General features: G+C 61.8%; 12 protein-coding genes. 7 read left to right on the top strand and 5 right to left on the bottom strand.

What is annotated here, in order from left to right:
• The 3 genes from RTX98_RS15075 to RTX98_RS15065 form a co-directional block, all read left to right on the top strand.
• Positions 1 to 1461, top strand: a 1461-nt coding sequence (locus RTX98_RS15075) for a DUF4118 domain-containing protein (RefSeq protein WP_312797630.1), incomplete at its 5' end; no start/stop codon positions are given.
• Positions 1458 to 2192 carry a response regulator transcription factor gene (locus RTX98_RS15070; protein ID WP_312797628.1) on the top strand — a complete coding sequence of 245 codons (735 nt, stop codon included), beginning with the start codon at positions 1458 to 1460 and terminating at the stop codon, positions 2190 to 2192. The genes RTX98_RS15075 and RTX98_RS15070, both read left to right, overlap by 4 nt.
• Before the next feature lie 69 nt (positions 2193 to 2261).
• Entirely contained in the window at positions 2262 to 3146 is an 885-nt protein-coding gene (locus RTX98_RS15065; protein ID WP_312797626.1) for an NAD(P)-dependent oxidoreductase, read from the top strand.
• Between the two features lie 41 nt (positions 3147 to 3187).
• Here RTX98_RS15065 and RTX98_RS15060 read toward each other — a convergent pair whose 3' ends face one another.
• On the bottom strand, positions 3188 to 3685 hold the full coding sequence (locus RTX98_RS15060; RefSeq protein ID WP_312797624.1) for a hypothetical protein: 498 nt from the start codon (positions 3683 to 3685) through the stop codon (positions 3188 to 3190).
• A 65-nt stretch (positions 3686 to 3750) separates the two neighbouring features.
• The gene (locus tag RTX98_RS15055) at positions 3751 to 4701 is read right to left on the bottom strand and encodes a DUF3829 domain-containing protein (protein ID WP_312797623.1); all 951 of its coding nucleotides are present in this window, start codon (positions 4699 to 4701) and stop codon (positions 3751 to 3753) included.
• Between the two features lie 227 nt (positions 4702 to 4928).
• Here RTX98_RS15055 and RTX98_RS15050 point away from each other — a divergent pair, with 227 nt between their 5' ends.
• Positions 4929 to 5303 (top strand): hypothetical protein, encoded by a 375-nt coding sequence (locus tag RTX98_RS15050; protein WP_312797621.1) that lies wholly within the window; start codon positions 4929 to 4931, stop codon positions 5301 to 5303.
• Between the two features lie 11 nt (positions 5304 to 5314).
• Complete coding sequence (locus tag RTX98_RS15045) at positions 5315 to 5647, top strand: hypothetical protein (protein WP_312797619.1); 333 nt, start codon at positions 5315 to 5317, stop codon at positions 5645 to 5647.
• Positions 5648 to 5713: 66 nt separating this feature from the next.
• Here the strand turns inward: RTX98_RS15045 and adhP are convergent, their stop codons facing one another.
• Together adhP and RTX98_RS15035 are read right to left on the bottom strand one after the other, a co-directional pair.
• The gene (gene adhP / locus RTX98_RS15040) at positions 5714 to 6736 is read right to left on the bottom strand and encodes an alcohol dehydrogenase AdhP (RefSeq protein WP_312797617.1); all 1023 of its coding nucleotides are present in this window, start codon (positions 6734 to 6736) and stop codon (positions 5714 to 5716) included.
• A 159-nt stretch (positions 6737 to 6895) separates the two neighbouring features.
• Complete coding sequence (locus RTX98_RS15035) at positions 6896 to 7804, bottom strand: LysR family transcriptional regulator (RefSeq protein ID WP_312797616.1); 909 nt, start codon at positions 7802 to 7804, stop codon at positions 6896 to 6898.
• 83 nt (positions 7805 to 7887) lie between these two features.
• On the opposite strand from RTX98_RS15035, the gene RTX98_RS15030 reads away from it, so the two are divergent.
• Together RTX98_RS15030 and RTX98_RS15025 are read left to right on the top strand one after the other, a co-directional pair.
• The gene (locus RTX98_RS15030; RefSeq protein ID WP_312797615.1) at positions 7888 to 8763 is read left to right on the top strand and encodes an oxidoreductase; all 876 of its coding nucleotides are present in this window, start codon (positions 7888 to 7890) and stop codon (positions 8761 to 8763) included.
• A 125-nt stretch (positions 8764 to 8888) separates the two neighbouring features.
• Entirely contained in the window at positions 8889 to 10199 is a 1311-nt protein-coding gene (locus RTX98_RS15025) for an MFS transporter (protein ID WP_416223137.1), read from the top strand.
• Positions 10200 to 10204: 5 nt separating this feature from the next.
• On the opposite strand, the gene RTX98_RS15020 is transcribed toward RTX98_RS15025, so the two are convergent.
• The gene (locus tag RTX98_RS15020) at positions 10205 to 10705 is read right to left on the bottom strand and encodes a MarR family winged helix-turn-helix transcriptional regulator (protein ID WP_312797613.1); all 501 of its coding nucleotides are present in this window, start codon (positions 10703 to 10705) and stop codon (positions 10205 to 10207) included.
• Positions 10706 to 10889: the final 184 nt, after the last annotated feature.

Raw genomic sequence — 10889 nt, 5'->3', positions numbered from 1 at the left:
GCCGTTGGCGTCGGCACGCTGTTGTCGCGGGTGCTGGATGTCCGCAACATCGCGCTCGTCTTCCTCATGGCAGTGCTGACCTCGGCGGTGACGGCTGGGCTTTGGCCGGCTTTGTTTGCGTCCTTTGTCGGAGCGCTCGCCTTCAACTTCTTCTTCCTGCAGCCGCTTTACACGCTCGACATCGGCGATCCTGAAAGCGTCATCGCCTTCGGCTTCTTTCTCGGCGTGGCGGTGATCGCCAGCAACCTGACGGGGCGGGTGCATCGGCAGGCCATGGCCGCGCGGCAGCGCGCCCGCACCACGGAAGACCTCTACCTCTTTTCCAAGAAGCTTGCCGGCACGGGCACGCTGGATGACGTGCTATGGGCCACCGCGCATCAGATCGCGGCCATGCTGAAGGTGCGCGTCGTGATCCTGCTTCCCGAGGGCGACACGATCGCCGTGCGCGCCGGCTATCCGCCCGACGATACGCTGGTGGATGCCGATATCGCGGCCGCGCGTTGGGCGTGGGAACACAACCGGCCTGCAGGGCGAGGGGCCGACACGCTGCCCGGCGCCAAGCGTCTTTATCTACCCCTGCGTACCGGCCGCATGCCGATCGGCGTCGTGGGTCTCGACAATGACAAGCAGGGCCCGCTGCTCACGCCCGAACAGCAACGCCTGCTCGATGCCCTCAACGATCAGGCGGCGGTGGCGATCGAGCGGACCCAGCTCGTGGCCGATGTCGATAAGGCGCAACTGGTCGCCGAAGCCGACAAGCTGCGCTCAGCCTTGCTCACCTCCATCTCGCATGACCTGAAAACGCCGTTGGCAGGGATCATGGGTGCTGCCGGAACGCTGCGGGATTATCCGCAAGCGATGACGGATGGCGACCGCGCCGATCTGCTCGGCACGATCGTGGACGAATCCGAGCGCCTTAATCGCTTTATCGCCAATCTGCTCGACATGACGCGCATCGAGTCCGGCGCGATGCAGCCGACGATGTCACCGCATTATGTCGGCGATATCGTTGGCAGCGCACTGCGCCGCGCCGACAAGATCTTAGCCAAGCACACGACACGCATCGAGATCCCCGCCGATCTGCCGATGGTGAAGCTCGATCCGGTGCTGTTCGAACAGGTCCTGTTTAATTTCCTCGACAATGCCGCCAAATATGCGCCGGAGGGATCGCTGGTTCTCATCCGGGGCTTACATCGCGGCGGCTCGATCTTGCTGGAAATCATCGACGAAGGGCCGGGCATCCCTGCCGAAGATCTCGAACGCGTGTTCGACAGCTTTCACCGTGTGCGGAAAACCGATCATGTGCGCGCTGGCACCGGGCTCGGCCTTGCGATCTGCCGCGGCTTCGTTGAAGCACTCGGGGGCACCATCAAGGCTGGCAACCGGACGGATCGTTCCGGCGCAGTCTTCACCATTCAGATGCCACTCAATCCCCAGCAGGTTCCGGAACGCCTTCAATGACCCAGTCCGCCGTCAAGATCCTGGTTGTCGATGACGAACCGGCCATCCGCAAGCTGCTGCGCGTGGGTTTGACCGCAGAAGGCTATGTGCTGATCGAAGCGCCAAATGCGCGCGAGGCGCTTGTTCTGGTCAAGCAGGAGGCCCCAGACCTCATCCTGCTCGATCTCGGTCTGCCGGATATGTCAGGCCATGATCTGCTGGAACGTTGGCGCGCGGAGCCGCTCGATCTGCCGATCATCATCCTGTCCAGCCGCACCGATGAGGCAGGCATCGTGCGCGCGCTCGAGCTTGGCGCGGATGACTATGTCACCAAGCCGTTCGGCACGAGAGAACTGGTGGCCCGCATCCGCGTCGGGCTGCGGCACAAGCTGCAGCAACAGGGCGAACGGCCGATCTTCCAGACCGGGGATCTATCCGTCGATCTGGTGAAGCGCATCGTCAGACTGGCCGGGCGCGAGGTGAAGCTGTCGCCCAAGGAATACGACATCCTGCGCATTCTGGTTCAGCACGCCGGCAAGGTCATCACCCATCAGCACCTCCTCAAGCAGGTCTGGGGCGGGCCGACGGATGTGCAGTATCTCAGGGTCTATGTCCGCCAGCTCCGGCAGAAGATCGAGCAAAGCCCGGACGATCCGCATTACATCAAGACGGAGACCGGGGTGGGCTACCGCCTGCGGGAAGCCGATCCCGATCCGCGCTGGGACGCGCCGCCAAGTTCAGCCAATAGTTGAGCAGCCCTGTGCCGGCGTCCGGCCCGCCCTATGTCGCATCAGCAATCACCGATCCCGGGAGGACCCTCCATGCGCGTTGTTTTCACTGGTGGATCCGGCAAGGCCGGGCGTCATGTCATTCCCTGGCTAAAGGAGCGCGGTGGGCATGAGATCCTGAACCTGGATCGCCAGGTGCTCGACTATGAGGGCGTCAACACGCTGGACGTTGACCTGAGGGACTCAGGCCAGGTCTTCAACGCGTTGTCCATGCATTTCAGCCAGGACGAGTTCGAAACAGGGCAAGGTCCGGCGAAGGTCGATGCCGTCGTGCATTTCGCAGCCGTTCCGCGCGTGCTGCTGAAGCCCGACAACGAGACGTTCCGCAACAACGTGATGTCGACCTACAACGTCATCGAAGCGGCGGTGAAGCTTGGCATCCGCAAGATCATCATCGCCTCGTCGGAAACGACCTATGGCGTGTGTTTTGCCGAGGGCGACAAGGATTTTCATCGCTTCCCGCTGGATGAGGATTATCCCATCGATCCGATGGACTCGTACGGTCTCAGCAAGCAGTGCAACGAGAACACCGCGCGCGCTTTCGCCGATCGCACCGGCGCCGACATCTATGCGCTGCGCATCGGCAATGTCATCGAACCGGATGAATATGGACCGTTCCGCACCTATGCGGAGAACCCGCCGATGCGCAAACGCAATGCGTGGAGCTATATCGATGCGCGCGATCTGGGCCAGATCGTGCACCTCGCCTTGATCAAGGACGGGCTCGGCTTCCAGGTCTTCAATGCCGTGAACGACACGATCACGGCGGATCAGCCGACGGAAGAGTTCCTGCGCCAGTGGGCGCCGAACACGCCGATCACGCAGCCCATTCCCGGCTTCGAGGCGCCGCTTTCAAACCGGAAGATTCGCGATGTGCTCGGCTTCAAGCAAGAGCACGACTGGCGCAAATACGCCTGACAGGGAAACGCCCGGGCCGTGTTCCAGCCCGGGCTCAATGCTTAGAGCTTGGCGCTCAGCGTTTCGGTGATCGCGTCTGCGCGATCCTTGACGTCCGCGCCGTTGGTGAACGGACGGAAGTTGATGTCGAGGGTGCCGTCTTCGAACTTCACGCGCTGCTTGTAATCGGAAGCTGAAATGCCGCCATCGGCATAATGGATGGTGATCGCCTTCAGCTTGGCCTTGAGCGCTTCCTTGCCCATGTCGTCCTGCGCGACCTCCTTCATCGCCAGTTCTAGTGGCTCGAAGATGGTCTTCAGGAAGAACTCTTCGTGGGTGTAGTATTCCGTCTCGCCGGGCAATGCGAGGCTGAGCCAGTCGACGGTGATCGGAACCGGGAAGCCGGCAGCGTCCTGGATCTTCTTCTGCAGGGCAGGATACTGCTCCTTTTCATAGGCAGCCACGGCGCGGCGCTCGGCCAGGCCGGCTTCCTGAGCCGACACGAAGGATGTGGTCGCGACCAGCGCGGCGAAGGCGGCAGCAAGCAAGGTTTTGATCATTCAAGCATCTCCAGGGTTGAAAGAAGGGAAAGGCAACGCGGCGAACGGTGTGCGTCGCGATGCGGTCAGCAGAGATTGGCGTTGAAGGTGCTGATCATCCAGCTGTAGTCCGTGTTCAGCTGCTGACTGTCGAATTGGGCAGGGTCGTATGACGCGGTGGAATTGTCTTCGCGGCTGTAGTCGCCTTTTTCTGCGCGGCTGAGGGCTGAGCGGCCAGCAGCGATGACCTTGTTCATCGCGTTGAGCTTTGTCGGACACCCTTCCGCGCCGCCTTCGCGAAGCTTCTTGTCCCAGCCTTCCGCCATTTCTGCGAGGCGATTCAAGCTGGACTTCACGTCGGCGCGAATTTTCGCGTCTTGCGGTGAAGCAAACATAGCGTTCAGACCGGTCATGGCCTCCTTGCCGAAGAAGATGACGCCCGCGCGGTAGCGTTCCAGGCTGCCTTCCGGCGCCGTCTCGAAGGCGTCGCGCGTCAGCTTGTCGTCGCGCGCCTGCATGCTGGTGAAGAATGCCGCTTCGGCGACCGCCACTTTCTGCAAGGCTTCGACGAAAGCAGCATCCTTCTCGCGAGCCTTCTCGCCGCCATCCGACAGATAGCCTTTGGTCTCAGCATAGTTGGCCAGGTCGCTGTTGACGGGCTCGAACGCTGTCACCGCAGCCGCATAATCCTTGGCCGTCTGGTCGACTTCGGGGATCGAGCCTTCCTTGACAATAGCCTCATTGAGGGCCGACTTCACGTTGGTGACGTCGAAGGCGCGAACGACCTCGTATTCATCCAGCGGCTCGGTGCCTGCCAGCCGATTGGCATATTTTTGGACGTGACGATCAAGCGTTTCGTTGAAGCTGCCGTTCATGACGCTGGCGGCTTTGACATAGGCGTTGTGCTTGGCGATCTCGATCTGCTCTGCCGATGGTCCCGCCGACGCGTTGGCCTGGCTTTCCTCGTTGTTGCAACCGGTCAGAAAGACGGCGAACCCAACGACCAGCGCTGAGAAGAGGTGGTTCCGGGTGGGCATCGTCGTCCTGTACTGCTCATGCTAGGCGTCTGACGGCAAAACCGTCTACTTGCAGAACCACCAGCTTTGATGCTGGCTGTAAAGATGAAAGCGTCGATTTTCAACGCGTTCTACTTCGCGATGCCTTCGGTCGTGTGACAAAGATTGTCGCATGGAGCGAGGCCACCCTTCACGCCCCAGGTAAACGCGCTTGTTCAGCATGGGCACAAACCTGTAATGAAGCAGGGATGATGATCCTGCTTTTTCCACTGTTTTTGGTGGCCAGCACCATTGCTGTTGTTGCAGACTTTGTACGGGCAGGATCGGTGCGAGGCGTACGCGGTGGCCTCGCCTTCTTTCTGGCCTGTCTTCTCCTTTGCTACGCCTCGGCTTTCGTGCTGATCTCCCTCGATCCTTACTTCGACGACAACGGCGCGCCGTCCTTCATCGACTTGCGCTTTCGCTGGTTCTGGGCGGCAGAACTGGCTGGCTGGATCGCGCTCCTGTTTCTGCCGACGGCCTTCGCGCTGAGGGCTGCCGTCAAGGGCGTTCGGATTCGGCTGAGACGTACAAGCGAAAACGAGGCCGTCGCCGCCACGCCGCAAGAGCCGATCAGAGAATGAGGAAGACGAACATGCACCAGCAACTCGCGCGGCCCTGTGCAGTAACGGGCAAAGCAGCGCTTGCTGTCATCTTTCTGCTCGCCGGGTCAGGCATCGGCTCTGCTCAAGAGGCTGATCTTGCAGCCATGCCGAAGGACGTGCGCACCTTCATGGAACGGCGCGACCAATGCGACCACTTCCGCAACGAGGAAGCCTATGACGAAGCGCGCGGCGCCGAGATCGAGCAAGGCGTGACGAAGTTCTGCACGGGCACCGATGCCGAACTGGAAAGCCTGAAGCAGTTGCACCGTCGCGATCAAGCCGTGACCGATGCTTTGTCGTCCTACGAGACTGACATCGAGTAAGCGCCTTTCTTTCCAGTCTGCACCACTGAAGAAGGGCCCGCCTGAACGACGGGCCCTCATCGCAAATCAAGGCTGCAGAACCACGCGGCCTTCGATCTTGCCTTTGCGCAGCCGATCGAACACGTCGTTGACGGCTGACAGCGGCTCGACAGCGACCGTCGTGCGGACCTTGCCTTCAGCGGCGAAGGACAAGGCTTCCGCCAGATCCTTGCGCGTTCCGACAATCGAGCCGCGCACGGTGATGCGCTTCAGGACGACATCGAAGATCGGCGTCGGGAAATCGCCGGGCGGAAGGCCCACCAGCGAAACCGTTCCACGACGACGCGCACAAGCGATCGCTTGGCCGAACGCTGCGGGCGAGACGGCCGTGACCAGCACGCCATGCGCGCCGCCACCGGTCGCATCGGTGATCTTGGCGACGGCATCTTCGGTGAGCGCGTTGGCAGTCACGTCGGCGCCGAGTTCCCGCGCAAGGTTGAGCTTGTCGTCGGACACGTCGAGCGCCGCGACATGCAGGCCCATCGCCTTGGCATATTGCACGGCGACGTGGCCGAGCCCGCCAATGCCGGAAATCACCACCCATTCGCCGGGCTTGGCTTCCGTTTCCTTCAGCCCTTTGTAAGTGGTGACGCCGGCGCACAGGATCGGCGCCAGGGTCGGGAAGTCGGGGTTGGCGGGCAGGTGGCCGACATAGGGCGCGCTGGCGATCGCGTATTCCGCATAGGTGCCATTCACGCTATAGCCGCTGTTGTGCTGCTGCTCACACAGCGTTTCCCACCCTGTCTGGCAGTATTCGCAGTGGCCACAAGCATCGTGCAGCCAGGGAATACCGACCGCGTCGCCTTCCTTCAGGTCGACCACGCCCGAGCCGAGTGCGGTGACATAGCCTACGCCTTCATGGCCGGGGATCAGCGGCATGATCGGCTTGACCGGCCAGTCGCCGTCAACGGCATGCAGGTCGGTGTGGCAAACGCCGGTGGCCTCGATCTTGACCAGAACTTCGCCCGGACCCGGCTGCGGGATCGGAACCTCCTCGATCACCAGCGGTGCGCCGAAACTTCGGGCGACCGCAGCTTTCATCATCGCCATGGCATACTCCTTGTTGGCAAGTGCTGCATCAGCGGCTTCAGCATCAATCGACTTCAACCAACTGACACGGAACTCTCGTTTATAAGAGCGAACACGACGCAATCATGACATTGCTAATATGCTCGCCTCAAGTTCGACGAAGGGAGCACAAGCCCGCCACTATCGCTGCTCTGCCACAAGATCCACGAAGGCCCGCAAAGGGGCAGGCATGAAGCGGCGGGAAAAGTAGAGGCGGGGCCCATCGTAGCGCGGCCACCAGTCCTGCAGAACGGGCACGAGCGTTCCATCAGCGAAGTGCGGGTCGAGCCAGTTGCGGAAGGTGTAAAGCAAGCCCCGACCGCTTTTTGCCAGAGCGATTGCAGCCATCGCGCCAGCCGTGCCCATGATCAGCCGCGCCGGCGGGTCGACCGTCAGGGTCTCGCTGCCACGCTCGAACTCCCAGGCACCGACGGCTGCGCCGCTGATCCTGATGCGGATACAGTCATGAGTGAGAAGTTCGCTGGGATGCGTCGGCATGCCGAGGCGCTTGAGATAAGAGGGCGCGGCAGCGAGTGCCGCCTGCTGCTGGCGCGGACCGATCGGAATAGCGATCATGTCCTGTTCCAGATGCTCGCCATAGCGAATGCCTGCGTCGCAATCGGCCGCGGTGATGTCCACCAGCCGGTCTTCGACCACGAGCTCGACGCGCACATCCGGATGCGCCGCCATGTAGCGGTCGATGATCGGGGGCAGGATGTCGAACATCACGGCGCCCGGCACGTTGAGCCGCAATCGGCCGCGCACCGTGTTCTGCGAACTCGCCGCCTCATCCAGCGCCGCACGGGCTTCCGACAGGAGTGGTGCGGTGCGGATGGCGAGCGCGCGGCCGGCTTCGGTCAACATGATGCTGCGCGTGGTGCGGCTGAACAAGGGCACACCAAGTCGCAACTCCAGCCGCGAGATCGTTTCGCTGACCGTTGATGGCGATTGTCCCAGCCGCTTGGCGGCCGTGCGGAAGCCGTTGGCATCGGCCACCGCAAGAAACACCCGGAGATCATCGAGCGAAGCGGCAAGATCATTGTTCGGCATGCCGATCAGCCTATTCGCCACGACGCGGATTATCAACGGTCATCCGATCAGCCATCTTCGGGCTGCCAACAAGGACACCAACCATGACCCAACCCACCATCAACGCCGCGGCTGCCGGGCGCTTCACTTTTCCAGGCACGTCGATTTCCGTCAACCGCATGGGCTATGGCGCCATGCAGCTTGCCGGTCCGCATGTGTTTGGCGAGCCCAAGGATCCCGAAGAAGCCAAGGCCGTTCTGCGCGAAGCGCTCGATCTCGGCATCGACCATATCGACACCAGCGACTTCTACGGACCCTATGTCACGAACCGCCTGATCCGCGAAACGCTGCATCCTTATCCCGCCAGCCTGACTCTGGTCACCAAGATCGGTGCTTGGCGCAATGATAAGGGCGACTGGATCCTTGAGCGTGGCGCCGACTTCCTGCGCAAGTCCGTTGAAGACAATCTGGAGCGCCTCGGCTTGCAGCAGATGGCCATCGTCAACCTGCGCATGGGAGGCCCGGACGATGACATCGTGGCGCCGATGCAGGCCATGCGCCAGATGCAGGACGAGGGGCTGCTCGCCCATATCGGGATCAGCACGGTTGATGCGAAACAGCTCGCTACGGCGCGGGCCATTGCTCCAATTGTCTGCGTGCAGAACCTCTACAACGTGGTTCAGCGTACCGATGATGCGATGATCGATGATCTGGCCGAAGCCGGCATCGCCTATGTGCCTTATTTCCCGCTTGGCGGTTTCACGCCCTTGCAGGCGGAAGGCTTGAGCAAGGTTGCCGCTGACCTCGGCGAAACATCCCAGACCGTTGCGCTCGCCTGGCTTCTTCAGCGCAGCCCGAACATCCTGGTGATCCCCGGCACATCCAAGCGCGCCCACCTACGCAGCAATATCGCTGCCGCCGGCCTGGAGCTGGATGCTGCCCACTTGCAGCAGTTGGACGCTTTGAACCAGGCTGGCTGAGGGTCTTCTTCGGATCCAAGCCCAACATGGGAATCGACATGAAACGCCGAAGCCGCTAGCGGTACATTGAAGATCGCGCATCCGGGGGATGATGGGTGCGTGTCATCTCCGGGCGAGGGCAGATCATGAAGACTTCCGTCGAGGACATCCTCGGGCGAGCCGGTGCGGGATCCTTCCAGCGCCGGCTTCTCGGTATTTTCGGCTTCGTTTGGGCCGCCGATGCCATGCAGGTTCTGGCAGTCGGCTTCACCGCTGCCTCCATTGCCGCAACCTTCGACCTGTCCGTGCCCAAGGCCCTTCAGACCGGCACCATGTTCTTTCTCGGCATGCTGATCGGCGCCAGCCTGTTCGGCAAACTCGCCGATCGTCATGGCCGGCGCCGGGTGCTGCTGGTGACCGTCGGCTGCGATGCGATCTTCGGCCTCCTGTCCGTCTTCGCACCATCCTTTGAGGTGCTGCTGGTTCTCCGTTTCCTGACCGGTGCTGCCGTCGGCGGAACCCTGCCGGTGGACTACGCGATGATGGCCGAGTTCCTGCCGGCGAAGAACCGTGGCCGCTGGCTGGTGATGCTGGAAGGGTTCTGGGCCGTCGGTACGGTGATCGTCGCGCTCACCGCCTGGGCCGCCAGCGTGTATGGCGTTGCTGATGCCTGGCGCTGGATCTTCGCGGTCACCGCGCTGCCCGCTTTGATCGGCGTGTTCCTGCGCTGGTGGGTGCCGGAATCACCGATGTACCTGCTCAAGACCGGTCGTGCGGCCGAGGCGAAGGCCGTGCTGGATCAGGTTCTGGTCACAAACGGCCAGCCGCCACTCGGTGCCGATGTCGCGCTTGAATCTCCAGCCAGCACGAAGACGGACGGGATCTTCTCAGGCCCCTTGCGCCGCCGCAGCATTGCCATGCTGTTGGTCTGGTTCTTTGTTTCCATTTCCTATTACGGCATCTTCACCTGGATGCCGGCGCGCCTCGCTGGCGAAGGCTTCGGCTTCGTGCGCGGCTATGGCTTCCTGGTGATCGTCGCGCTGGCGCAGATCCCCGGCTACGCGCTGGCCGCATATGGCGTCGAAGCCTGGGGCCGCAAGCCGACGCTCGTTGGCTTTCTTCTTCTCAGCGCGCTGGCCTGCGCCTTGTTCGTGATCGCCGGCAACGCCATAATGATCGCCGCCTCGATCCTGATCATGAGCTTTGCACTGCTCGGTACCTGGGGCGCTCTATACGCCTTCACGCCCGAGCTTTACCCGACGGAGAGCCGTGCAACCGGCATGGGTGCGGCGAGCGCCATGGCCCGCTTCGGCGGTTTGCTGGCGCCTTCGCTCATGACAATCGTCATCGCGCAAAGCTTTGTTGGAGCCATCGGGCTTTTCGCCTTTTTTCTTCTGCTGGGTGCCGTGATGGCCGGGTTCATCGACCATGAAACGCGGCAAAAGGCTTTGAGCTGATCGCGTCAGATCGGCCCTTCGCCGACATTGTGGATCATGGCAAGCAGCGTATCGAGAACGATCTTCAGGTCCTTTTCAGGAATACCCTGGATCAGCTTTTGATGATTGCTGATCATGATCGGCCAGAGCTGTCGCAGGAGAGCCTCGCCCTTGGGCGTCAGGCCGACTTCGCGCCGGCGAAGATCATGTGCCGCGATCTGGCGTTTGACGAGGCCGGCCGTCACCATCGTGTCGATCGTCCGGCTGGCGTTGGATTGCTCCACGACCGCATAGCTGGCGATCTCGTTCACCGTTAGCGTTTTGTGGATGTAGAGCACGGACAGAGCGCGCAGCACGGTGTTGTTGATGCCATGCTCGCTGAGATCCCGGCTGAGATCGAGGTTCCAGCGATTGCTCAGCCTGTTCAGGAGATAAGGCAGATGCGCGTGGAGATCGGCAGGCATCGCGGGGATGCTGGAAGGCAGATCCCTGTCCTCATAATCGACGGCACGGGCCGGTTTGGTCATGAACGCTTCCCTGGATACAGACAGGCGGGGTCGTCAATGCTGTGATTTGGCGTAATCAAGCAAGGCATGGCGCAGATCGGTCGGGATCGGGATCGACTTATGCAGGTTGAGATCGGTGGTCACCACGGTTAACCGTCCTCGCAATGCTTCCTGCTCTCCCTTGAAGGCATGAAGCAGCAAAGCG

Source organism: Tianweitania sp. (assembly GCF_032053605.1).
In the GTDB taxonomy this organism is placed as follows: domain Bacteria; phylum Pseudomonadota; class Alphaproteobacteria; order Rhizobiales; family Rhizobiaceae; genus Tianweitania.
The sequence above is the reverse complement of the archived record's forward strand: the minus strand, read 5'-3'. Positions and strand labels throughout refer to the sequence as shown.

Coding starts and splice junctions, on each gene's coding strand:
- RTX98_RS15070 (WP_312797628.1), top strand. CDS start 1,458: ATGACCCAGTCCGCCGTCAAGATCCTGGTTGTCGATGACGAACCGGCC.
- RTX98_RS15050 (WP_312797621.1), top strand. CDS start 4,929: ATGATGATCCTGCTTTTTCCACTGTTTTTGGTGGCCAGCACCATTGCT.
- adhP (WP_312797617.1), bottom strand. CDS start 6,736: ATGGCGATGATGAAAGCTGCGGTCGCCCGAAGTTTCGGCGCACCGCTG.
- RTX98_RS15065 (WP_312797626.1), top strand. CDS start 2,262: ATGCGCGTTGTTTTCACTGGTGGATCCGGCAAGGCCGGGCGTCATGTC.
- RTX98_RS15060 (WP_312797624.1), bottom strand. CDS start 3,685: ATGATCAAAACCTTGCTTGCTGCCGCCTTCGCCGCGCTGGTCGCGACC.
- RTX98_RS15030 (WP_312797615.1), top strand. CDS start 7,888: ATGACCCAACCCACCATCAACGCCGCGGCTGCCGGGCGCTTCACTTTT.
- RTX98_RS15035 (WP_312797616.1), bottom strand. CDS start 7,804: ATGCCGAACAATGATCTTGCCGCTTCGCTCGATGATCTCCGGGTGTTT.
- RTX98_RS15025 (WP_416223137.1), top strand. CDS start 8,889: ATGAAGACTTCCGTCGAGGACATCCTCGGGCGAGCCGGTGCGGGATCC.
- RTX98_RS15020 (WP_312797613.1), bottom strand. CDS start 10,705: ATGACCAAACCGGCCCGTGCCGTCGATTATGAGGACAGGGATCTGCCT.
- RTX98_RS15045 (WP_312797619.1), top strand. CDS start 5,315: ATGCACCAGCAACTCGCGCGGCCCTGTGCAGTAACGGGCAAAGCAGCG.
- RTX98_RS15055 (WP_312797623.1), bottom strand. CDS start 4,701: ATGCCCACCCGGAACCACCTCTTCTCAGCGCTGGTCGTTGGGTTCGCC.